Source organism: Rohdeia mirabilis, assembly GCA_007750655.1.
Lineage (GTDB): Bacteria > Planctomycetota > UBA1135 > UBA1135.
The window spans coordinates 3,974,760-3,997,971 of record CP036290.1 but is presented as its reverse complement, the minus strand read 5'-3'; the positions used below and the strand labels follow the sequence as shown (position 1 = coordinate 3,997,971).

Sequence of the window (23,212 nt, the reverse complement as noted above, 5' to 3'; positions counted from 1 at the left end):
CCGATCGACGTTCCGCGCCCTGCGCCGGGTCGCATCGACCGGAGTCCTGCCGGCAACGAAAGTGCGGGGGTACGGGAGCGAACTCCCATACCCCCGCGAGTACCCGATCGGACGCCTAGTGGCGCTCGACACCGCGTACGGCGCTCAGGGCGCCGTACTCCCCATTGCGGTGTGCTCCGTCCCCGTTGTGAGCTCGACCGGGATGCGAGTCGAAGAGCGGGTCCCCATCCGCTCGACGTCTCGATCCTCCTTCTTCGACAACGCCGGCGCGGTGTCCCCACACCGTCCGACGCATTCTTCCTCTCCCGATGGGAGAGTGTTCGTAGCAGGGGGTTCTGCTCGAACGATTCCACTCCGCCTCCGCTGCGCAGTCGGGATCGGTGCTGCGAAGCACCGGCCATCTGCGACACGTTGCGCGTGTTCCGTTGTTCGTTGGTTGGGACCTGACATGACGTCGGACCGAGGAACCGGTTCGGCATCCGCTTCGTGAAGGGTCCCCCCCGGCCGAGAACTCCCGATCTCGACCAGGGGGGCACATCTTCCGAATGAAGGATTCGAAACCGGCGGAAGCCGAAGCTTCCGACCTCTCGGATGACGTGCGGGAAGGTCCAGACGGCTCTTCGGTAACCCGGCTACCCATGCCCTTGCGGTCAGGGGCCCGTGGCTTTGCGTCCCCACCTCACGGTGGGTTTGCCCTTCTCGGTGCCATCTTCGAGGCGCGGAAACATACTCGTGAAAAGGCGCGAGGCAAATCGGAGCGACCCACAACCGACGCGAGCGACACAAACCCTCGCCGCCGTGTCCCTTGCCGACGGAGCGAATCTCGGCGCGCCCGCCTAGGATGCGCGCGTGGATCCGCGCGACCTGGAAAGTGTTTCCGAACCGTGGCGTTCGCACCTCGTGACGCCGCTTCGGGTCGGTGCGTTCGATGGTGCGGCCGCGCGAGTGGCGCGCGTCGAGAACGGCGCCTGCGGCGACGTGCTCGAGCTGTGGTGCGACGCGCCCGACCCCCTGCGGCCCGACGTGGTCGAGCTGCGCTTCAAGGGGCGCGGCTGCTGGGCCGTGACGGCCGTGGCCTCGTTCCTGTGCGAGCGGCTGAGCGGGCGCCCGCTCGGCGAGCTGCGCGGCGCCGACCTCGCCGAGGAGGTCGAGCGCGCCGGCGGCCTGCCGCGGCCGCGCGCCCACGTGGTCCGACTCTTCCAGCGCGCCCTCGACGAGGTCCTGGCGGCCCGGGGCTGAGCGGCGGCGGTCCCGGCGCGCGGCGCGGGCCACCGAGGCGCTGCGCCCGGCCCTTCACGGCTCGGGGCTGCCCCCAGACTCCGGCGGAACCGGGGTCGTGATAGTCTTCGAGCGACGACGCTTCCGCGACGATCCTGTCTCCCGCGTCGATCGGCGCACCCGCACCGGCACGCTCACCAGGTGTCCTCGTAGCCGCTCGAGGCGTCTCGCACGCAACCGCTCCCCCCCTCCGAAGCTCCACATGGTCTCCCAGACGCCGACGCGAGGTCGCGTCGTGCTCTTCCTCCCGCACCGCGCCGATCCCGGCCGCGGCGAGGTCTTCAGCGCGGACCTCCTTCCGCTCGAGCTGCTGCAGATCGCCAGCGGCCCCGTCGCCGACGGCTACGAGGTCGTGTTGATCGACGCGATGATCGAGCCGGACTACATCGCCAAGGTCCTCGAGGCCTGCGACGGTGCACTCGTCTTCGCCAGTTCGTGCATCCTCGGCTACCAGGTCTACGACGGCTTCGTCGTGGCCCAGGCCGTGCGCGAGCGGTACCCGAACCTCCCGATCGTGTGGGGCGGATGGTTCCCCAGCGTCATCCCCGAGATGTACCTCGAGGGCGGCATCGCCGACGCGGTCGGACTCGGTCAGGGCGAGCTGACGTTCCGCGAGGTCGTCCAGGCGATCGACGCGGGCGAGTCGCTCGAGAAGGTCGACGGGCTCGCGATCCTGCGCGACGGCAAGGTCCACTACACGAACCATCGCGAGGTCGTCGGCTTCGAGCGCTTCGAACCCGTTCCGTGGCACCTGCTCGAGTACGAGCGCTACGCGACCCTGCAGACCACGCCGACCAAGATGAAGGTTCGGCACCGGTTCCCGCTGCCCGGGCACTGGACACCGTCCAACCCGCCGCGTGGCTTCAGTCACTTCTCGAGCTTCGGTTGCCCCGAGCCGTGCACGTTCTGCTGTTCACCGCGCGTCACCGGGCGCCGTTGGAAGGCGATCGGCGGCAAGGAACTCGCGGAGGAGATCGCCGAACTCCAGCAGCGCTTCAAGTTCGACGTCCTGCGCTTCCAGGACGCCAATTTCGGCGTGGCCGAGAAACGCACCAAGGAGTTCTGCGAGACGTTGATCGATCTGAAGGTGCCCATCCATTGGAACGGCACGATCGAGATCGAAACGATCATGCGCTACAAGGAAGAGACGCTGGATCTGTTGCGCGACAGCCAGTGCCACCTCTTGTGGCTGGGCGCCGAGACCGGCGACCAGAACATGCAGAACGAGATCGGCAAGAAGATCGCGCTCGGTCACATCCCGACGGCGATCGGCAAGCTCGCCGACCGCGGCATCGTTCCCGGCACGTTCTGGATCATCGGTTACCCCGGTGAGACCGAGGAGACGATGGCGGAGACGCTGCGTTGGGCGGCCGCGATCAAGCACCGCTATCCGATCGCTGGCTCCGAGGTCTATCCGTTCCGTCCGATCCCCGGCACGGTCGACTACGACAGAGCCGTCGAGATGGGCTACCAGCCCCCGAAGGACTTCGACGAGTGGGGCAACTGCTTCGAGTACAAGTACAACTCGCAGAACACGCCCCTGCCGGACACGATTCGCGACACGTGGCGTCGCTACAACAACACGGCGGCGTTCTACGACATGCACGTGTCGGAAGGCAGTCAGTGGGTGCGTCGCACGATGTCGCGCATCGCGGGTTGGCGCTTGCGCACCGGCAACTACACGTTCCCGGTGGAGCAGAAGCTCTTCGACCTGTACGTCCGCATGAGCGGGCAGCGTCAGGCCGCCGCGGAGGACGTGTCCGAGGACTACCAGCAGCTCCAGCCCGAGACGCACGCCGGCAAGTTGGCCGTCATGAACAAGGGCGCCTGAGCCGCGAACGGTCCGTTCGAACGCGCGGGGGCGCGGCGACCGCGAAGTCGCCGCGCCCCCGCGCGCGTTCGGGACGGCCCGAGCGCTCGACGGGCCTGCGACCTCAGCGCCGCGCCGCGTCCCAGACCGCGAGCACGCCGTCGAGCACGCTCGGGAAGTCGGCGAGCCGGATCATGTTCGGGCCGTCGGACGGCGAGCTGTCCGGGTCCGGGTGTACCTCGAAGAAGAACCCGTCGACCATTCCCGTGGCCGCCGCCGCGCGCGCGAGCAGCGGTGCGAGATCGCGGTTGCCGCCCGTCGTCCCGTCCGCGCCGCCCGGCCGTTGGACCGAGTGCGTCGCGTCGAAGACGACCGGCACACCGAGCGCGGCGAGGTCCTCGAAGCCGGTCATGTCGACGACGAGTCGCCCGTAGCCGAACGTCGTTCCGCGCTCGCAGACGCTGATCGACGAACCGCCGCCGGCGCGCAGCTTCTCGACGGCGTGCCCCATGTCCCAGGGCGCGAGGAACTGACCCTTCTTCACGTTCACGGCCGCACCGCTCGATCCCGCCGCGAGCAGGAGGTCGGTCTGGCGGCACAGGAACGCGGGGATCTGCAGCACGTCCACGTGGGCCGCCGCGAGCGCGCACTGCTCCGGCAGGTGCACGTCGGTCAGCGTCGGACGTCCGAACTCGGCGCGCACGCCCGACAACAGTTCGAGTCCGGCCTCGAGGCCCGGCCCGCGACCCGACGTGGACTTGGTGCGATTGGCCTTGTCGAAGCTGGCCTTGAAGACCAGGTCGACGCCGCGCTCGCCCGCGATCTCGTTCAGGGCCCCGGCGATCTCGCGGGTGCGCACCTCGCTCTCGAGGACGCACGGCCCGGCGAAGAGGAAGGGGCGCGCGCCGCCCAGTTCGGCGTCCTTCGTCCGCAGCGTGCGGGCGGTCTTCTCGGAGGTCATGGGCGCAGCGTGGCGCACGGGCGGCGGGCTGGCAAGGCTCGGGCGGGTGGAGCGCCGCGGCGGACTCGGCCCTCGCCCTCGCTCACGGGTCTCGCCAACCGCCGCCGATCAGGGCGAGACGAGCCGGAAGCGCTGTCCGCCGAACGCGTAGTCCACGGAGCCGTGTCCGCCCAGGTCGCCGTCGATCTGCCAGGCCACGTCGTCCGCGGCGCGCACCCGCACGTGCCCGGCCTGCCAGAACTCGGCGGCCTTGCCGGGCAGCTCGCGCAGGATCGCGGTCGTCGCCATGCGCGCCAACCCGAAGCGACTCGCGTTGCGCACGGCGTAGACCTCGGCGCGCTGGTCGTCGCGGCGGCACAGCGACGAGAGGCCGAAGACCGCGCCGTACTCGCGCACGTTGCTGACCAGCACGAAACCGAAGTCGCCGTCGATCGGTGCGCCGTCGACCTCGAGCTGAAGGCGCGGCTGGCGGTAGCTCGCGAGCACGCGCAGTCCCGCGGTCACGTAGTCGAGCTTGGTGATCGGCCCCTTGCGACGGCGCTCGACCTCCGCGACGCACGCGCCGTCGAAGCCGACGCCGACGCAGAGGAACGTCAGTTCGCCGTTCACCTCGGCCGTGTCGAGGATCGACGTCGAGCCCGAGCGCACCAGTTCGATCAGGCCATCGACGTCCAGCGGCAGGCGCGCGTCCTTCGCCAGGACGTTCGCGGTGCCCATCGGCAACTGTGCGACCGCGACGTCCCGTCCGACCAGGCCCGAGAGGATCTCGCGCAGCGTGCCGTCGCCGCCGACCGCGACGACGAGGTCGACGTCGTCGGGCATGCTGTGCACGCGGTCCCAGCCGTCGCGCCGAGCGGTCGTCAGGTGCACCTCGCTCTCGAGGCCACAGCGCGTGAAGCCGTCGGTGAGCTCGCGCGCGGCGGCGGCGGCGCGACCGCGACCCGCGATGGGATTGGCCACGACCAGAGCACGGCGGTAGGGAAGGGGCGCGTGGTTCACGGTCGGCTCGGGCTGGGGGGGAACGCGGCCCGCACGGGCTGGCGCGGTCGTCGAGTCAGAGGTTCCCGCGCGACTCGAGTTCGGTGGCGGGGTCTGGGATGGTACGAATCGCGGGCCATGCAGCCGGCCAGCGAAGCTCCGACGTTCGTGCTCGGGACCAGCGGTTTCCTCGGACGCGCCGTCGTCGAGGCGCTCCTCGCGCGACGCGCCGCCCACGCGTGCGGTTCGGTCGTCGCCGCCGGGCCTCGCCCGTTCGAGGCCGCCGGGCTCGTGCCTCGCCCCGTGGACGGCAGTGTTCCCGGCGCCGTCGAGTCCGCGCTCGACCTGCATCGCCCCGGCGCGGTCCTGTGCGTCGCTGCTCTCGCGCGCGGCGGCGACTGCGAGGCCGACCCCGCGCGCGCCGAGCGGCTCAACACGGAGCTGCCGGCCGAGGTCGCCCGCTGGTGCGAGCGCCACGGCGCGCGGCTCGTGCACGTCTCGACCGATCTGGTCTTCGGTGGCGAAGCACCCGATCGCGTCCTGCCCGCCGGTGGCCGCCGCGAGTCGGACCCGGTCGCCCCGCTCGGCGTCTACGCCCGGACCAAGGCCGCTGGCGAGGCGGCGGTCCTCGCGGCCTGCCCACAGGCACTGGTCGCGCGCCTGCCGCTGCTCTACGGGGACAGCCGCGGGCGGGGCCTCGGCGCGTCGGACGGGCTGCTCGCCGCCTGTCGGGCCGGGCGGGACGTGACCCTGTTCGACGACGAGTGGCGCACGCCGCTCGACGTGGACCTGGCGGCGCGGGCCCTGGTGCGCCTGCTCGACCGGGCAGCGAGCGGGATCGTGCACCTGGGCGGCGAGCGACGGCTCTCGCGCGCCGAGTTCGGGTTCGAGGTCCTGGCGGCAGCAGGTCTCGACGCCGCGGGCCCCGGAACCGGCGCCGTACGCGCGGCTCCACGGGCGGCTCTGGGTCTCGCAGCCGAGCGTCCCGCCGACGTGTGCCTCGCGTCCGAGCGCGCGCGCCTGTTGCTCGGCGACGGTTGGAATCGATCGCGCGTCGATTGAACGGCGGGCGGCGACCGGCGGGCGTCCTTGACCGGCTCCGGCGCCGGCGCCATCGTGGCTCGCCCGTTCGCCCCCGAAACGCCGCGCCGACGCGATCCATGGAACTCTCGAGCCGCTACGACCCGCACGAACACGAAGCCGCGATCTACCAGCGCTGGCTGGACACGAAGGCCTTCACGCCGCCCGCCGAGAAGCCGGAGGGAGCGGAGCCGTTCGTGATCATGATCCCGCCGCCGAACGTGACGGGCGTGCTGCACATGGGGCACGCGCTGAACGGCACGATCCAGGACATCGTGATCCGCTTCCGGCGCATGCAGGGACGCGACGCGCTGTGGGTGCCGGGCACCGACCACGCGGGCATCGCGACCCAGGCCGTGGTCGAGAAGAAGCTCTTCGCCGAGGAGGGCAAGACGCGCCACGACCTCGGGCGCGAAGCCTTCCTCGAGCGCGTCTTCGAGTGGAAGGAACACCACGGCAACGCGATCCTCGAACAGTACCGCCGACTCGGTGCGTCGTGCGACTGGTCGCGGACGGCGTTCACCATGGACCCGGAGCTGTCGCGCGCGGTGCGTGAGTCGTTCCTGCGTCTGTGGGAGAAGGGGCTGATCTACCGCGGCGCGCGCATCGTCAACTGGGACTGCGTGCTGCAGACGGCGATCAGCGACGACGAGATCGAGAACGTCGAGCGCAAGGGCAAGCTGTGGCACCTCGCGTACCCGGTCGACGGCACGGACGAGCGCATCGTCGTGGCCACGACGCGGCCGGAGACCATGCTCGGCGACACCGGCGTCGCCGTGCACCCCGACGACGAGCGCTACGGGCGCTTGGTCGGACGGAAGGTGCGCCTGCCGTTCATGGATCGCCTGATCCCGATCGTCGCGGACGAGTCGGTCGACCCGAAGTACGGCACGGGCGCGGTCAAGGTCACGCCCGGTCACGATCCGGCCGACTACGAGCGCGGTGCGCGCCACAACCTCCCGATCATCACGATCCTGCACAAGGACGGCACGCTCAACGACGAGGCGGGTCGCTTCGGCGGACTGTCGCGCGAGAAGGCGCGCGACGAGGTCGTGAAGGGGATGGACGAGCTCGGGTTGCTGGTGAGGATCGAGGACATCAAGCACTCGGTGCCGCTGTCCGATCGCAGCAAGAGCGTGATCGAGCCGCTCGTCAGCGAGCAGTGGTTCGTGAAGATGAAGGAACTGGCCGAGCCCGCGATCCGCGCCGCCAACGAAGGCGCGCTGGAGTTTCGGCCGGCGCGCTGGAAGAAGGTCTATCTCGACTGGCTCGAGAACGTCCAGGACTGGTGCATCAGCCGTCAGCTCTGGTGGGGGCACCAGATCCCGATCTGGTACGACGAGGACGGCGTGCCCGCGGGCAGTCGCGAGGACCTCGAGATCGGCTCCGCGCACCCGACGACCGGCAAGCCGATCGTGCGGCAGGACGCGGACGTGCTCGACACCTGGGCGTCGAGTTGGCTGTGGCCGTTCGCGACGCTCGGTTGGCCGGACCGGACCGCCGATCTCGAACGCTTCTACCCGACGCACTTCCTCTCGACAGCGCGCGAGATCATCTACCTGTGGGTGGCGCGGATGATCATGGCCGGATACGAGTTCATGGACCACCTGCCCGCTGAGAAGCGCGTCGCGTTCGGCGTCTGCAACGTCCACGCGACGGTGCTCGACTCGAGCGGCAAGCGCATGAGCAAGAGCGCGGGCAACGGCATCGATCCGCTCGACGTGATCCAACAGTACGGCGCGGACGCGATGCGCTACTCGCTGATGATGCTCACGCGCGAGGGTCAGGACGTGCGCCTGTCGGAGAACCGCTTCGAGGAGGGGCGTCGCTTCACCAACAAGATCTGGAACGCCGCGCGCTTCGTCTTGGGTCAGATGGGCGGCGAGCGGACGGATGGAACGTCCGCCAGCGCCACCGCACTCGAGGACCGCTGGATCCTGTCGCGCCTGGCCGAGACCGTCGAGGGCGTCACGAACGAACTGGACGGCTACCACTTCAACGACGCGGCCAGCCGCCTGTACCGCTTCGTCTGGAACGACTTCTGCGACTGGTACGTCGAACTCGTCAAGAGTCGTCTCGAGGGTGACGACGACTCGGCGCGCGCGGCGCGTGGAACGCTCGCGCGCGTTCTGAAGGAGACGCTCGCACTGCTGCACCCGTTCACGCCGTTCCAGACCGAGGTCCTGTGGGACGCGCTGCACGAGACGCTGGGCGAGACGCCGGGCGCGATGCTCGTACGCACGGCGTGGCCGACGGGCGAAGGGCTCGTGCGCGACGCGGACGCCGAAGCGCGCCTCGGCACGTTGCAGGCCGTCGTCGGCGCCGTGCGCAGCATTCGCGCGATGACGACGATCGGCGATCGCAAGCCGCTCGAGGCGTTCGTGACGTCGCCGCGTGCCGAGGACCTCGAGGTGCTCGAGGCCTCGCGCGAGCGGCTGCTCGCACTCGCGCATCTCGGTAGCCTCGCAGTCGGCGCGGACCTCGCGCGGCCGGCGGGTTCGGCCGCGGCAGTGGCCGGCGCCATCCAGGTCTTCGTGACCTTGGGCGACGACGTGGACACCGCGGCCCTCAAGGAGACGCTGGAGCGCCGCGCGAAGAAGCTCGCCGGCGCGATCGGCGGTCTGGAGAAGAAGCTCCAGAACAAGGGCTACCTGGCCAATGCGGACGAGGAAGTGGTCGCGAGCGATCGACTGAAGCTCGAGGAGCAGCGCGAGGAGTTGGCGCTGCTCGAGAGCAACGTGGCCGGTCTGTGAGCCCGGGCCTCCGAGGGCGACTCGGAACGCTGCCCACATGAGAAGGGGCCCGGTCGCACGTGCGTGCGACCGGGCCCCTTCGCGTGCGGCGCGAGCCTCGCGAGCTCAGCGCCGCCAGGTGCGCGGGATCGCGTTCGGCTTCACGCCCAGCTCGAGACGGAAGGCGAAGCCCTTCTTCGCGCGGCTACCCAGGACGAAACCGTCCAGGCGCACGGCGTCCAGCGACGCGTCGATCGACGAATCGTTGCGGGGGTCGTCCTTCTCGCCGGTCATCTCGGCCATGGCGAGCACGGCGATGGTGCCGAACGGGTCGTCCTTCGGGACGGACTCCGCCTCGGGAACCCCGGCGCGGATGCTCGCGACCGGCTTCATCTCGGCGTCGTAGAAGATCCACGCGGGGTGGTCGTAGTCGACGACACCGCCGAACGGGTCCTCGTCGTCCTCGGCCGCCGCGCGCGCGATGGAGTTCGAACCGGGCGCGAGCACGCCACCGATCGGCGGCACGTCGTCGTCCTTCTTCTTCTCCTTCTCTTCGTCGTCCGACTTCTTCTTCTTCTTCGGCTTGCCGTCGGTGCGCCAGGCCACGACGTACGTGCCGGGCTCGAGTGCGGGTTGGCTGAGCGCGACCGTCGTCGTCAGGACGCCCATCGCGATCGGCTCGTCCTTGGAGGCCGACTCGAGGCCGTTGGTCGAGTTCTCGGTGAGCTGCAGCGCGGGGATCCAGACGAACCACTCGTGCCCTTCGATCAACGCGTAGTTGGGCTTCTCGAGGCGACCTTCGCCGACGATCCAGTTCTCGAAGCCGAGCACGCCGGGGGCGTGGAGCTCGACGCTCGCCCGCTGTTCGAAGGCCAGGTTCGCCAGGGTGGCTTCCGCGCGGCCGCGTGCGACCTGCATGTCGGCGGCGCACCGGAAGCCGAGTCCGCTGAACATCTCGTCGCGCGCGGTGGGGCGGCGGGTGGAGAGGCGCGCGGCGACGGGCGAGTTGGCGAAGGAACCACCGACGACGACGCGCTTGCTCGAATCGAACTGGGCGCCGACCTCCTTCTTCTCCGGCTTCTTGCCGCGCTTGATCTCGTACTTCAGCGGCTTGTAGCCCGGGAGCCCCACGTAGGGGCTCGACGTCCACTCCCACACGTTCCCGCAGAGGTCGAAGACGCCGTGGAGCGACGCTGCGGCCTCGACGGAGCCGACCTCTTCCGGCTTGGAGCGCGCGTCGGGATCACTCGTGATGGCCTTGCTGCGGTCCCATTCGTCGCCCCAGGTGTAGCGCTGACGGTCCTTCTCACGTCCGGCGGACTGGAACTCGAACTCCGTCATCATCCGGAAGCCGGCCCAGTGGACGAAGCTCTCGACGTCGTAGTTGTCGACGTACACCACGGGCAGCGTGGCGATCTTGGTCGGCATGGACCACTCGGCCGAACGCCAGTTCGTGGCCCACCAGTCCTTGGGGCTGAACGGCGGCGCGGACTTGTCGTCCTTGTTCGCTTCCAGGTACTCGCGCGAGGCCTGGTCGAGCGCGTCCTGGGCCCAGTGCTGCGGCGGGCGGTGCCCCGTCGCGAGCACGAAGCGCAGGTACTGCTCGTTCGTGATCTCGTACGGCTGCAGGTAGAAGGCCTCGACCACCGTGGTCTTCGAGCCCAGCTCGGCGGCGAGGTTCTCGCCGACCGCCTCGTTCTTCACGACCAGCGCCTCGATCTCCTCGGGATCGCCGCCCACCTCGATCACCTTCTTCGGGATCGCGACCATCCCGGGGGGCGGGCCGTAGTCCTGGGTGCCGGCTGCGATCGTCGCCGTGGGAGCGGCAGTCGTGGCGACCGGGGCCGGCGCGGCGGAACGGCTCCAGCTCGCGAGCGAAGAGGCGGCCAGGACGGTCGTCGCGGCGCAGGCCACGGAAGGGAACGAGAGTGCTCTGAACAGCATGGGCAACTTGAGGAACGCGGTCGATTCGAACTCGACCCGTACGGGAGGCGGCGCTGCGCTGGACGGGGGGGGCGCGGCGGGGGATCCGGCGGGGGGCTTACCCACGGGGACGGCCTTGTAACCCGTGAGGAAGCCGAGCATGGTAGCGGCGCAGCCTGGGTGCGGGGAGTCCGACCACGAGCCGCCGCACCATGAACACAGGTTCCGACCGACCCTCCACGCCCGCCGGCGACGTCCAACCCCGGCGCCACACGATCCCGCCCGAATGGGACGGGATGCGGCTCGACCGCGTCCTGTGCGACCTGATCCCCGATCAGTCCCGCAGCCGCCTCGGGACCTGGATCCGCTCCGGCGAGGTCCGCGTGGACGGCGAGGTGGTCGAGCGCACCTCGCACCTGGTGCGCGCGGGCACCGTCGTCGAGTTCGTGCCGCCGGGCGACCTGCGTCGCAGCGGTGGCTCCGCGCCGATCCGGGTCATCCACGAGGACGAACACCTGGCGCTGATCGACAAGCCCGCCGGCGTCGTCTGCCACCCCTCGGAGGCGATCTCGGGCGGCACCGTGTCCGAGCAGGCGGTCGAGCTCTTCGGGCCGCTGCCCGATCCCCATGCAGAGCGCGCGAGCGAGCACGCTGGGCGGCACGGCGACGATGCGCTGGCGGGCGACGACGAAGAGGCCGAAGTGGTCGCGAATCTCACCGCTCGTCCCGGCATCGTCCACCGCCTCGACTCGCGCACGACAGGGATCATGGTGATCGCGCGTTCGGCCGCGGCCGGCGAGAGACTGGTGAAGCAGTTCGCCGAGCGGCGTGTCCAGAAGACCTACCTGGCGCTCGTGCACGGCGAACCGCGCTTCATCTCCGACTGGATCACCGCGCCGTTGATCCGCGACGCGCGCCAACCCGACCGCATGTCGGTCGCGCGCGAGGGCGAGGGCCGCGACGCCGAGACGTTCTACGAGGTGCTCGAACGCTTCGACGGCTTCACGCTCGTCACCGCGAAACCCGTCACCGGCCGCACGCACCAGATCCGCGTGCACCTCGAGTCGATCGAGCACCCGATCGTCGGCGACACGGTCTACAAGGGCCGCCGCCGGCGCCAGTCGCTGCCGAAGGGCGCGCCGAAGATGGACCGCCAGGCCCTGCACGCGTGGAAGCTCGATCTCGAGCACCCCGTGACCGGCGAGCCGCTGCACGGCGAGGCTCCGGTGCCCGACGATCTGCGCGAGCTGGTCGAGTGGTTGCGGGCGAACAGGCCGAAGGGGTGAGGTGAGGCTGCGGCGAGCGGGCGCTACCGCAACAACGTCAGCGCCACCCGCCGCTCGCCGCCGGCCTCGATCTGTACGTACTTGACCGCGCGGCGGCCGTCGTGGTCGGTGAGCTCGACGGTGTAGCGTCCCGGCGCGAGGTCCGTGAAGGTCACCGAGCCCGGCTCCCACTGCATGCCGCCGGACCGGGCCACGTCGCGAATGTCGCTGCGGCCCGCGACCTCGTTCCCGAGTTCGTCGCGCACCGAGAGGACGCCGCCCATCTCGCAGGCGTGTTCGGCGACGAGGCGGCCACTTTGCTCGAGCTGCAGGCGCACTTCGCTCCCGGTGGTTCCGATCTCGGAGTTCGCGAGCCCCTCCGCCAGCGCGGCGAAGCGCACCTCGCCCTCGGCCGGCAATCCGTCGTAGACGAAGCGCCCCTCGTCGTCACTGTGCACGAGCCCCAGCTCGTGCGCGAGTTGTCCATCGGGTAGGCGCGCGAACACGGTCGCGCGCGGCACCGGCCGGCCGTCGCGATCGACCGTGCGTCCGCTCACCGCACGCGGCGGCGCGAGAACCACGGCGACGGGAGCGGGATCCTCTCCCGGACCCATGACGAGCGGGCCGAGCACCACCGCACCCCAACGCGCGACCGGCGGGCCACCTTCGACGTACTTGAGGCCGCCGATCGTGACGCGGTACGTGCCGGCCGTCAGCCACTCGAACGCGAAGCGGCCCTCGCGGTCCGTGGTGCAGAGCGAGAAGCGCGCGGCCAGTCGGTGTCCGGGAACGAGCTGCCCGACGTTCTCGATGCGCACCGGAACGCCCGCGAGTGGCCGTCCTTCGTCGTCGGTGACACGCCCCGAGTAGCGCACATCGGGGCGATCGAGGACCAACGGTCCCGAACTCGCGAGCGCGTCCTGCGGCGTCACGCTGTCGATCGTGGTGAACAGCTCGCTGCCCCGTTCGACGGCCTTCTCGAGCACGACCGAGATCAGGTGCTCGCCGAGTTGGGGGGTCACGATCGCGAAGCTCCCGTCGGCGCGCAGCGACTGCGACTGCAGAGCGCCGCCGTCGCTCGAACGCACGTAGATCCAGTTGCTGGCCTCGGCCGGGGCCCAGGGCGCGAGCCCGCGCACCACGCCTCCGCCCGTCGACGCGCCGCCGAACTCGACGTGCTCCGTGCCGCCGTCCGCGAGCACCACGTGTTCCAGCAGCAGTTCGTCGACCGAAGCGGCGCCCGGGTCGTCGTCGACGATGCCGAGCGCCATCACCTGCCACTCACCGGGCACCAGACCGCCGATCTCGAAGCGCCCGTTCTCGTCCGTCCGCAGGCGCACCGGGTCCCAGGCTTCGACGGCGTGCAGCAGCACCAGTCGGTCGACGAGCGGCGCGTCGTTCTCGTCGAGCACGCGTCCGGTGATCTTCGCGCCGCGGCGCACCGCGAGTTCGAGGTCGTTCAGTCGCTCGCCGGCGCCGAGCTCGAGCTCGCGCCAGGTCGAGCGCGCGAAGTCCGGGTGGCGCGCGGCCAGGTGCAGCTTGCCCGGGCGCAGTCGGCGCAGCTCGAAGCGCCCGTCGGCGTCGGTCAACGTGGCCTCCGACGCGCTCAATCGGTAGCTGAGTCCTTCCGGGCGCGTGGCCCAGGCGGTGACACGACCACCGGCGATCGGCTTCCCGTCGGGATCGACGACGCGTCCGAAGACCGAAGCGGCCTGTTCGAAGTCGATCGCAAGTGCGTCGCGCGTCGGCACCACCACGTCCACGTCGGCGACCGGCGCGAGCGAACGCGGCTCGAACGCGAAGCGCCATTCGCCGGGGTGAAGGTCCGTGACGTCGTAGTTCCCGTCGGGCGACGTCAGCGACAGCGCGACGGTCTGACCCGGTTCCTGCCCCGAGCTCAGCTGGTCCGAGAGCGACCCCACCACGTCCAGTTCGGTCACCGGCGCACCGGTGCGATCACGCGCGACGACGCGCAGGGTCGCGGTCGGCACCAGATGGACCGTGACGGGAACGCCAGCTTCCACTTCGCGCGCGAGCCCGCGCAGCGTCGTCCCGTCCGCGCGTTCGGCCCGGGCCGAGACCACGAAGCGTCGGCCCTCGAGTCCGCGCACCTCGAACGCTCCGCTCGCGTCGCTGGTCGCGCTGCGCACTTCGCCTTCGACGGCGACGAACTGGCTGCGTTCGGGGGTGACCTCGAGCTCGACCCCGGCCAGTGGTTCACCGTCCGGCCCGAGCGCGCTGCCCGACAGTCGAGCTCCGGCGCCGACCTCGAGCACGAAGCCGCCGGACGTGCGCGCGGCGCCGTGGGGCGGCAGCCAGAAGTCGAGCGTCGGCAGGCCGGTCCCGCGCACCGCGCCGACCAGTTCGACGGCCGGAAGTCGATCCAGCTCGAAGCGACCGTCGCCGTCCGTGAGTTCGGACCGCAGCACGCGGAGCTCGCGCCCCGGATCCTTCGGCCACCCCACGTCGACGCGCGCGCCGGCCAGAGGCTGTCCCGTCGAGTCGAGAACGCGCCCCAGGAACCGACCACCCTGCAGGCTCGCGAGGCGCACCGAGCGCACCTCCCCCGCGCGCAGGGCGTCCGTCGAGAGGCGCACGGCGGCGAACGCGTCCGGATCGCTCTCGATCACGAGCGGGATCCCCGGCGGCAGACCGAAGAGGCGCACGAAGCCGGCCTCGCCGACGCGGGCGACGCGCACGCCGAGCGGAGTTCCGCTGGGAACGAGCGCGCCCTGCGAGAGATTGGCGCGGATCGTCAGGCGTCCGGGCGGCGCCTCGATCTCGAGGTCCGCGCCGAGGGCCAGGTCGATGACGGCGTCGGGCCATGGGCTGGAAGGAGGCGAGCCGGACTCGCCCACGGCGGCGGATCGACGCAGAACGACCGGCACCGGCGAGAAGCCGCCGGGCGCGCGCGCGACGAGTTGGACCGCATCGTGCTCGGCGCCGAGCTCGAGCTCGAAGCGTCCCGAAGGACCGGCGATCGCGCGGGCGAGGATCGCGTCCGCGTCGCCCTCGCCGAGGCCCGCATCGCCGCCTTCGCTCGTCGGCGCCGCGGTGCGTTCACCGAGAGCGTCGCTCGCGGAGGCCCCGGCCACCGCGCGCAGGGCGGCGGCCGGACCGAGGCGCTGGTCGACGGCGAACACCTCCGCTCCGGCCGCTCCCAGGGCGTCGTCGGGGCCTTCGAGCGCGAGCGCGTTCGGCCGACGCACCTGGCCGACGAGGAGGTTCGCGGGGTCGATCGGGACGCGTCCGCCGGACGAGCGTTCCGCGGCGATCTCCGCGGCGCCGGTGGGGGGCGGCGGCGCGCCGAGTTCCGTCTGCGGCAGGGCGTCCGGGTCGCCCCAGCGCGCGACGATCCCGAGGGCGAAGATGGAGACGGCGATCGCGAACACCGCGAGCAGCCCGATTCGTTGGATGAGATTCATGGTTGGAAGCGGCGGCGCCCTACGGTGCCCTCGGGGAGGCATTCGGTGCGAGGGTGCTGGGAGGTAGAATCCCGCCCCGCCGACCGAGGCCCCACCCGGGCTTCGTCGTTCGCCCGGAGCTCGAACGACGGGCGCCTGGGCGTCGAGGCGCCCGTTCGCGCCCTGGCGCTGCCGCGTCCACGGCGCGCGTCCACCGTGCGCGCCCACCGTGCGCGCCCACCGTTCTCCGCCCGTGGCCCGCCCGACACCATGACCGATCCTGCTCCGAGCGTGCTCGCGGACCTCGTCCACGGCATCCACCACACCGCGCTGGCGGTCGAGAGCCTCGACGAGGCCCTCGCCATCTACCGCGACACTCTGGGCTTTCGCGCCGACGAGCCCGAGTTCGTCGAGAGCCAGGGCGTGCGGGTGGTCTTCTGCTACCCGGGCGACGGCACGCGGCTCGAACTGGTCGAGCCGGCCTCCGAGAGCTCGCCGATCCACGGCTTCCTCGAGCGCCGGGGCAGCGGCCTGCACCACGTGGCCTTCGAGGTCACGGACGTGGCCGCCGCCATCGCGACCCTCGTGGCCCGCGGCGTGCGGATGATCGATCTCGAACCGCGCCCCGGGGCCCACCGCACGACCGTCGCCTTCGTCCACCCCAAGTCGATGGGCGGCGTACTGACCGAGCTCGTCCAGCCGCCCGCGGACGAGCGCCACTGACGGCGCCGCGCGCTTTCGCCTTCCACCGGGGGTCGCTCGACGCGAGCCCCTGAACCCGACCCAGCGTCGACCACTCCCAGTTCCCATGTCCGCAGCCACCCCCCCCGACCGGACGTCGTCCGACCAGGCTCCGCCCGCGGCGAGACCCGCCGCGCTGTCGCCGACCGAGCGCCTCGTCCGCATGCGCGAGTCGTCCCTGTCCGGTGGCGGCGAGAAGCGCATCGCCGCCCAGCACGCCAAGGGCAAGCTGACCGCGCGCGAGCGCATCGACTTCCTGGTGGACGACGGGTCGTTCGTCGAGCTCGACCGCTTCGTCACGCACCGCTGTTCGGACTTCGACATGCAGTCCCAGCAGATCCTCGGCGACGGCGTCGTCACGGGTCACGCGCTGATCGACGGCCGGCCGGTCTACCTCTACAGCCAGGACTTCACGGTCTTCGGCGGTTCGCTGTCCGAGACCCACGCGGAGAAGATCTGCAAGGTCATGGACATGGCCATGAAGGTCGGCGTGCCGGTCATCGGGCTGAACGACTCGGGCGGCGCGCGCATCCAGGAAGGCGTCAGCAGTCTCGGCGGCTACGCGGAGATCTTCTGGCGCAACACCCAGGCCTCGGGCGTCGTGCCGCAGATCAGCGCGATCATGGGCCCGTGCGCGGGTGGGGCGGTGTACAGCCCCGCGATCACCGACTTCATCTGCATGGTCGACCGCAGCTCGTTCATGCACATCACGGGACCCGACGTGGTCAAGACCGTGACGCACGAGGTGGTCACCTCCGAGGAACTGGGCGGTGCGACCACGCACGCCGAGGTCTCGGGCGTGTCGCACTTCGTCAGCCCCGACGACAAGAGCTGCATGCAACTGGTGCGGCGCCTGCTGTCGTACCTGCCGCTCAACAACGCCGAAGGGCCGCCCTTCGTGCCCACCGACGACCCGGCCGACCGCCAGGACACAGCGCTCGACACGCTGGTGCCGAGCGATCCGAACAAGCCCTACGACATGCACAAGGTCATCGACCTCGTGGTGGACAAGGACTCGTGGTTCGGCGTGCACGAGGGTTACGCGCGCAACATGATCGTCGGCTTCGCGCGCCTCGGCGGCAACGTCGTCGGCATCGTCGCGAACAACCCCGCTGTGCTGGCGGGCTGCCTGGACATCGCGGCCTCGATCAAGGGCGCGCGCTTCATCCGCTTCTGCGACGCCTACAACATCCCGATCGTCACGTTCGAGGACGTGCCCGGCTTCCTGCCCGGCACCAAGCAGGAGCACGAAGGCATCATCCTGCACGGCGCGAAACTGCTGTACGCGTACTGCGAGGCCACGGTGCCCAAGCTGACCGTCATCACGCGCAAGGCCTACGGCGGCGCGTACGACGTGATGGGCAGCAAGCACATCCGCGCCGACCTGAACCTGGCCTGGCCCGGTTCGGCGATCGCGGTGATGGGGGCGGCCGGCGCGGCGCGGATCATCCACCGCCGCGAGATCGCCGAGGCCGACGATCCGGCCGCGATGGAGGCGAAGAAGACCGCTGCCTACGAGGAGACCTTCAACAACCCGTACCGCGCCGCCGCACGCGGGTTCGTCGACGACGTGATCGAGGCGCGCACGACGCGGCCGCAGTTGATTCGCGCGCTCGAGCTCCTGCGCACCAAGCAGGAGAACCGTCCCACCCGCAAGCACGGGAACATTCCGCTGTGAGCGCTCCCGTGAAACACACCGAACTGAAGCGGATCCTGGTCGCCAACCGCGGCGAGATCGCCCTGCGCATCGGACGCACGGCGCGCGAGATGGGGATGGAGTGGGTCGCGGTCCACTCGGATCCCGATCGCTCGAGCCTGCACACGCGCTTCGCCGATATCGCCTACTCGCTGGGCGGTTCGACGCCGGCCGAGAGCTACCTCGACGCGGGCAAGATCATCGCCGCCGCGGTGGCGACCGGCGCCCAGGCCATCCACCCGGGCTACGGTTTCCTGGCCGAGAACGCCGGTTTCGCGCAGGCCGTGATCGACGCCGGGCTGATCTGGATCGGTCCGCCGCCGCGCGCGATCATCGACATGGGCGACAAGATCACGAGTCGCCAGATCATGGGTGCGGCGGGCGTGCCGATCGTGCCGGGCATGGCCGAACCGCTGGCCGACGCCGCCGCCGCCGTGGCCGCGGCGCCGGGCGTGGGCTTCCCGATCTGCATGAAGGCTTCGGCCGGTGGCGGCGGCAAGGGCATCCGCGTCGTGCGCGACCCGAAGGACCTCGAGTCCGCGTTCAAGCAGGCCTCGGCCGAGGCGCAGGCGGCGTTCGGCGACGGACGCATGTACCTCGAGCGCTACCTGGACCAGCCGCGCCACATCGAGGTGCAGGTCCTGTTCGACGCCCACGGCAACGGCGTGCACCTGGGCGAGCGCGAGTGCTCGATCCAGCGCCGCCACCAGAAGCTCCTCGAAGAGTGTCCGTCGCCGACCATCGACGCCGCCACGCGCGCCGCGATGGGCGAGACCGCGCTGCAGGCCGCGCGCGCCGTCGGCTACCAGGGCGCGGGCACGGTCGAGTTCCTGTTCAGCAAGGGCGAGTTCTTCTTCCTCGAGATGAACACGCGTCTGCAGGTCGAGCACCCGATCACCGAGATGGTCACCGGCGTCGACCTGGTGCGCGAACAGCTGCGCATCGCGGCCGGCGAGGAGCTCGGCTACGACCAGGACGCGATCGTGATGCGCGGCCACGCGATCGAGGTGCGCATCAATGCCGAGGACCCGGCCAACAAGTTCCTGCCGTCCACGGGCACGGTCCAGAACCTGCGCCTGCCCGGCGGACCGTGGGTGCGACTCGACTCCGCGCTCTACAACGGACTCGAGGTCGGTCTGAACTACGACCCGATGCTGGCCAAGCTGATCGTGTGGGGCGCCGACCGTGCCCAGGCGATCGAACGCATGCGCCGCGCGCTGGCCGAGATGAACGTCGGAGGCGTCTCCACCGGAGCACCCGCCGCCCTGCGCGTGCTGCAGGAGCCGGCCTTCCGCGCCGGTGACTACGACACACACTTCCTCGAGTCGCTCGATCTGACCGAGGACTTCCTGAAGATGGGGGACGTGGCCGCGATCGCCGCCGCCGTCTTCCGTCACCACAAGGCGCGACGTTCCGCGCTCCAACCCACGGCCGGACGCCGGGACGCGTGGTTGTCACGCGGTCGCGCCGCTCGCGCCCACTACCCGTTGCCGCCCAGCGCCAGTGCCGGCGAGCGCGCCGACAGGAGCCACGCGTGAAGTACTTCGTCAAAGTCAACGGCGCCGAGCACGAGGTCGAGGTCGTCGAACGTCTCGGTGACCTCGAAGTGCGCCTCGCGGGCCGTCCCGTCGAGTTCCACTACCACGAGGTCAACAGCCACGGGCAGATCTCGCTCACCGTCGGCGAGCGCAGCTACGGCATCTCCGTCGAAGGCGATTGCTCGGACGTGGTCGTGACCCTGGCCGGCCAGCGCTACGCGATCGACATCGAGGACGAGCGCGAACGTGCGGCCGGACTCGCGGCGCGTGCGCGCGGTGGCGCCGGCGGCCCGGTCAAGAGCGTCATGCCCGGCGTCGTCGTCGAGCTGCTCGTGGCCGAGGGCGACGAGGTTGAGGAAGGGCAACCGCTCCTGATCCTCGAGGCGATGAAGATGCAGAACGAGATCGAGGCGCCGACCACGGGTCGCGTGGCCCAGATCCACGTGGCGACGGGCCAGGCGGTCGGGGCGGGCGAGAAGCTCGTGACGATCGAGGTCCCGCCCGCCGAGTGACCGCGCGGGTCGCGCCCCTCAGGGGGCCGCGACCATGTCGCGCCCGAGCATCGCGTACAGCAGGCGTCGACGCTGCTGGAGCATGTCGGCCAGCTGCGGGTTCGCGTCGCCGAGGGCCGCGATGGCGTCCTCGATCAGCTTGAGCGCTTCGCTCGGACCGCGGACCTTCTGCTGGAACTCGGCCGCGACCGCGCGGCTCAGCGCTTCCTCGACAGGATCGCCGACGGAGAGTCGGATGGCTTCGGAGGCCGCGATCTGGGCGCCCTTGAAGTCCTTGAGGCCGAACTGCAGCTCGGCACACGCGCGCAGCGCTTCGGGCGTCGGGTTCGAGCCGACGACGATCAGTCGCTGCTCGAGGTCGGCGAGGAGGCTGCGGACGTTGTCGACGAACAGCTGGCTCTCCGGGTAGCGGTCCAGCATGTCGGCGAGCGACGTGCGTGCGTCCTCGTAGGTGCCGATCTCGATCTCGCGGTAGATGCGCACGAGCAGCGGCCCGAACTCCTCGGTCGAGCGATCGAGTTCCGTGCGGTAGGCCTCTTCGAACGCGACGTTGTCGCCGATGCGCAAGAGGGCTCGCAGGTGGAAGAGCCGCGTGTCCGCGTACATGCCCGAGATGGCCAGGTACTCCTGTCCACCGAGGTTCGCGCGCTCGGCGTAGGAGCGGCGCGCCGCTTCGCCCAGGGCCGCGGAGGCTTCCGCCAGTTGCGCGGCGGTGGTCGCGCCGAGCGCCGTGGTCGTCCAGCTGCCGTTCGCTTCGCATTGCCAGTACAGACACTCACCGAGGCGCGCGCGCATCGTGGGGGAGTCCGACTCGTTCACGAACGACAGCAGCGCGTTCGACGCCGCCGTGTAGCGACCGAGCTCGTACAGGAGCGACGTGTACTTCTGCCAGGCGTAGCGCGTCAGCTCGTCGTTGACGGCCCAGGTGATGCAGGCCTCGCGCATGATCTTCGCGGCTTCGTCCATGCGCTCGAGACGCGTGACTTCGCGGTCCAGCGGCGTCGCGGCTTCGATCGGCGCATCGGTCAACAGCTCGGCCTGCAACAGGAGCGAGCGGAAGCGCAGGGAGTCGCGCGGCTCGAGGATGAAGATCTCCGCGAGAAGTCCCGACGCGCGATCGAAGTCACCCTTCGAGAAGGCCAGGTCGGCCGACTGGTAGAGGAACTCCATCCGCTGGGTCGGCGACGCGTCCGAGCCCTCGTTCATGCGCGCGAGCTGGGTCTGGTAGAGGACCTCGGCCTCGCCGTCGCGACCCTGTTGACGCATGAAGCGACCCAGGCGCCGGACGATCGAGAAGATCGGCTCGATCGCGATGCCGTCGCGGTATGCCTGTTCGGCCTCCTCGAGGCGCGCGAGCGTGCGCAGCGTGTCGCCGCGGTACAGGTGGACGTAGGGGCTCTGGTAGCCGCTCGCCAGGAGGCCGTCGAGGTAGTCGAGGTGTCCTTCGGGGTCGATGCCACGGTCGACGCGGATCGACGTCAGCTGCCACAGGAGGATGTCGGTGCGGTCCTCGCGCAGGACGTTGTCCCAGCGGGACGGCGCCCAGGTGCCGCCCTCGCGCTCGATCTGGATCGCGATCGCTTCCGTGAGCGGTACGGCGGCGCCCGCGTCCTCGCCGTCCATGAGCAACGCTCGCGACAGCAGCGCGCGCGCCCAGGTGTGGTCGGTGCTGGGCTGGCCCTTGACCGGCGTGATCGCGCGTTCGAAGGCGGTCTTCGCGGAGGACGGGCTGTCCTCGCGCAGCAGCACGCGGCCGTAGTTGAAGTGGGCGCGGGTACTGGCTTCGGCGGTGGTGCGCGACGTGACGCGCCACAGGTCGCGGTCGTTCGAGAAGTCGCCGGCGCGTGCGACGCCGAACCAAGCCAGGACCGCAGCGGCGACGAGGGCCACGACGTTGCCGGGCGTGGAACCGATGCGACCGAGCACCGGCGCGACGAGCGACGCCAGCAGGATCGCGAGGATGGCGCTCGGGAAGAACAAGAGGCGCTCGGAGAAGACGTCGCCCATCGGCGCGACGATGTGCGCCTGGGCCAGCAGCGCGACCAGCGTCGCGAGCAGGAGCGCACCGCGCGTGCGGCAACGAGCGAACACCAGGACGACGGCGCCGATGGCCAGGGCCCAGGCGGCGAGGCCGATCAGGTTCGCGAGGCCGAAGGCAGAACCGAGGGCGATCTGCGGCGCCGAGTAGTCGGCGCTGAAGCCGAGATGCCCGCTCGAGAACGGGTTGATGCCGACCATCACCGGAAGACCGGCGATCGCGAGCCGCAGTCCGTCGAGAATGCGCGTGAACGCACCGGCGGCGATCAGCGGGTTCTCGACCTCGCTGCCCGGCATGTACTGCGGGAGCAACTGACCCGTCATCGCGACGCGCAGGCCGACCGCGACGAGCAGCGCCACGGCGACCGGCACCATGGCGCCGAGGCGTCCGGCGGCGAAGCGCAGACCGTCGGCGAGGCCACCCTTGCCCGCACGACCCGCGTCGCCCGCGAGGAAGACCAGCGGGAGCAGGAACGCGAACTCCATCGACAGCGCGGCCAGCAGCGTGAACACCGCGCAGGCGATCAGCGCCGAGGTCTTGCCGGCGCCGGCGCGCAACCAGGCGAGCCACGCCGCGAGCGAGAAGATCGTCGCGGTGATCGTCGCCAGTCCGCCGATGTCGAGGACCGTCTGTCCGTGCACGGGCAGGACGGCGAACAGGAGCCCGGCGAGGAACGCGATGCGCCGGTCCTTCGTGAAGGCGAACGCCAGCTCGAGCACGAGCAGAGCGCAGATGATCTTGCCCGCGATCATCAGGAACTTGAACGGCAGCCCGCTCGTGCCCGGCTCGAGCAGGTTGTAGGCGTAGTCCTGACCGGTGGACGAGACGATCGACGTCAGGCCCAGGATGAACGTGGGGACCGGGCGGTAGAGCGCGCTGCCCGGCTGCAGGTCCGACCACCAATCGGTGGTGAGCGCGGCGAGGAGGGCACCGGAGTCCACCGGGGCCGAGCGCATCACCGGGTGCTGGGTGACCAGCAGCAGGCCGTCGCCGACCAGTTCGTTGCCGACCGAGCGCTGGGCCTCGCCGAAGGTCACGAGGAACGGCGACAGCAGCGTCAAGAGGGCCGCGATCGCGATCAGGGCGCGCTGCAGGCCACTGGGGCCCGCGGCGGCGGCTGCGACTTCGGCATCGGGACGATCGTGGAAGGACGAGGGCTGACCGGAATCGGCCGGCCGCGGTTGGTCGGGAGTCTGCGAAGCGCTCATTGGGGGAGAGGGACGGTCCGCGAATGGACGCACCCCCGTGGGTCGGAG

At 70.6% G+C, this 23,212-nt stretch carries 14 protein-coding genes and 1 riboswitch; of the genes, 9 read left to right on the top strand and 5 right to left on the bottom strand.

Translation table 11 applies throughout. The features are described 5' to 3' along the window. Positions 1-619: 619 nt before the first annotated feature. Positions 620-705, bottom strand: a riboswitch (cyclic di-GMP riboswitch). 144 nt (positions 706-849) lie between these two features. Both Pla163_RS14905 and Pla163_RS14900 read left to right on the top strand, forming a co-directional pair. Further along, entirely contained in the window at positions 850-1,239 is a 390-nt protein-coding gene (locus tag Pla163_RS14905; RefSeq protein ID WP_145190156.1) for an iron-sulfur cluster assembly scaffold protein, read from the top strand. A 241-nt stretch (positions 1,240-1,480) separates the two neighbouring features. Beyond that, positions 1,481-3,109 (top strand): B12-binding domain-containing radical SAM protein, encoded by a 1,629-nt coding sequence (locus Pla163_RS14900; RefSeq protein WP_145190152.1) that lies wholly within the window; start codon positions 1,481-1,483, stop codon positions 3,107-3,109. A gap of 103 nt (positions 3,110-3,212) precedes the next feature. Here Pla163_RS14900 and kdsA read toward each other — a convergent pair whose 3' ends face one another. Both kdsA and Pla163_RS14890 read right to left on the bottom strand, forming a co-directional pair. Beyond that, on the bottom strand, positions 3,213-4,049 hold the full coding sequence (kdsA, locus tag Pla163_RS14895; protein WP_145190149.1) for a 3-deoxy-8-phosphooctulonate synthase: 837 nt from the start codon (positions 4,047-4,049) through the stop codon (positions 3,213-3,215). Positions 4,050-4,157: 108 nt separating this feature from the next. After that, the gene (locus Pla163_RS14890; RefSeq protein ID WP_419185984.1) at positions 4,158-5,048 is read right to left on the bottom strand and encodes a diacylglycerol/lipid kinase family protein; all 891 of its coding nucleotides are present in this window, start codon (positions 5,046-5,048) and stop codon (positions 4,158-4,160) included. A gap of 117 nt (positions 5,049-5,165) precedes the next feature. On the opposite strand from Pla163_RS14890, the gene Pla163_RS14885 reads away from it, so the two are divergent. Then, a complete protein-coding gene (locus Pla163_RS14885) occupies positions 5,166-6,089 on the top strand; it encodes an SDR family oxidoreductase (protein WP_145190143.1) in 924 nt (307 codons plus the stop codon). Positions 6,090-6,187: 98 nt separating this feature from the next. Beyond that, the gene (locus tag Pla163_RS14880) at positions 6,188-8,860 is read left to right on the top strand and encodes a valine--tRNA ligase (RefSeq protein WP_145190140.1); all 2,673 of its coding nucleotides are present in this window, start codon (positions 6,188-6,190) and stop codon (positions 8,858-8,860) included. Positions 8,861-8,965: 105 nt separating this feature from the next. On the opposite strand, the gene Pla163_RS14875 is transcribed toward Pla163_RS14880, so the two are convergent. Next, a complete protein-coding gene (locus Pla163_RS14875) occupies positions 8,966-10,783 on the bottom strand; it encodes a formylglycine-generating enzyme family protein (RefSeq protein WP_419185983.1) in 1,818 nt (605 codons plus the stop codon). Positions 10,784-10,974: 191 nt separating this feature from the next. On the opposite strand from Pla163_RS14875, the gene Pla163_RS14870 reads away from it, so the two are divergent. Then, complete coding sequence (locus Pla163_RS14870) at positions 10,975-12,048, top strand: RluA family pseudouridine synthase (RefSeq protein ID WP_145190133.1); 1,074 nt, start codon at positions 10,975-10,977, stop codon at positions 12,046-12,048. Between the two features lie 23 nt (positions 12,049-12,071). Here the strand turns inward: Pla163_RS14870 and Pla163_RS14865 are convergent, their stop codons facing one another. Then, complete coding sequence (locus tag Pla163_RS14865) at positions 12,072-15,452, bottom strand: carboxypeptidase regulatory-like domain-containing protein (protein WP_419185982.1); 3,381 nt, start codon at positions 15,450-15,452, stop codon at positions 12,072-12,074. A gap of 249 nt (positions 15,453-15,701) precedes the next feature. On the opposite strand from Pla163_RS14865, the gene mce reads away from it, so the two are divergent. The 4 genes from mce to Pla163_RS14845 all read left to right on the top strand — a co-directional run bounded on the left by mce (position 15,702) and on the right by Pla163_RS14845 (position 19,918). After that, the gene (gene mce / locus Pla163_RS14860; RefSeq protein ID WP_145190127.1) at positions 15,702-16,154 is read left to right on the top strand and encodes a methylmalonyl-CoA epimerase; all 453 of its coding nucleotides are present in this window, start codon (positions 15,702-15,704) and stop codon (positions 16,152-16,154) included. A gap of 181 nt (positions 16,155-16,335) precedes the next feature. Further along, complete coding sequence (locus Pla163_RS14855; RefSeq protein ID WP_419186500.1) at positions 16,336-17,850, top strand: acyl-CoA carboxylase subunit beta; 1,515 nt, start codon at positions 16,336-16,338, stop codon at positions 17,848-17,850. Between the two features lie 8 nt (positions 17,851-17,858). Beyond that, the gene (locus tag Pla163_RS14850) at positions 17,859-19,406 is read left to right on the top strand and encodes an acetyl-CoA carboxylase biotin carboxylase subunit (RefSeq protein WP_419185981.1); all 1,548 of its coding nucleotides are present in this window, start codon (positions 17,859-17,861) and stop codon (positions 19,404-19,406) included. Next, a complete protein-coding gene (locus Pla163_RS14845; protein WP_145190120.1) occupies positions 19,403-19,918 on the top strand; it encodes an acyl-CoA carboxylase biotin carboxyl carrier protein subunit in 516 nt (171 codons plus the stop codon). Before Pla163_RS14850 ends, Pla163_RS14845 begins: the two co-directional genes overlap by 4 nt. Before the next feature lie 18 nt (positions 19,919-19,936). Here Pla163_RS14845 and Pla163_RS14840 read toward each other — a convergent pair whose 3' ends face one another. Next, positions 19,937-23,164 carry a tetratricopeptide repeat protein gene (locus tag Pla163_RS14840; RefSeq protein ID WP_145190117.1) on the bottom strand — a complete coding sequence of 1,076 codons (3,228 nt, stop codon included), beginning with the start codon at positions 23,162-23,164 and terminating at the stop codon, positions 19,937-19,939. Positions 23,165-23,212 lie beyond the last annotated feature (48 nt).

Coding starts and splice junctions, on each gene's coding strand:
- Pla163_RS14900 (WP_145190152.1), top strand. CDS start 1,481: ATGGTCTCCCAGACGCCGACGCGAGGTCGCGTCGTGCTCTTCCTCCCG.
- kdsA (WP_145190149.1), bottom strand. CDS start 4,049: ATGACCTCCGAGAAGACCGCCCGCACGCTGCGGACGAAGGACGCCGAA.
- Pla163_RS14885 (WP_145190143.1), top strand. CDS start 5,166: ATGCAGCCGGCCAGCGAAGCTCCGACGTTCGTGCTCGGGACCAGCGGT.
- Pla163_RS14880 (WP_145190140.1), top strand. CDS start 6,188: ATGGAACTCTCGAGCCGCTACGACCCGCACGAACACGAAGCCGCGATC.
- Pla163_RS14875 (WP_419185983.1), bottom strand. CDS start 10,783: ATGCTGTTCAGAGCACTCTCGTTCCCTTCCGTGGCCTGCGCCGCGACG.
- Pla163_RS14870 (WP_145190133.1), top strand. CDS start 10,975: ATGAACACAGGTTCCGACCGACCCTCCACGCCCGCCGGCGACGTCCAA.
- Pla163_RS14865 (WP_419185982.1), bottom strand. CDS start 15,452: ATGAATCTCATCCAACGAATCGGGCTGCTCGCGGTGTTCGCGATCGCC.
- mce (WP_145190127.1), top strand. CDS start 15,702: ATGACCGATCCTGCTCCGAGCGTGCTCGCGGACCTCGTCCACGGCATC.
- Pla163_RS14855 (WP_419186500.1), top strand. CDS start 16,336: ATGCGCGAGTCGTCCCTGTCCGGTGGCGGCGAGAAGCGCATCGCCGCC.
- Pla163_RS14840 (WP_145190117.1), bottom strand. CDS start 23,164: ATGAGCGCTTCGCAGACTCCCGACCAACCGCGGCCGGCCGATTCCGGT.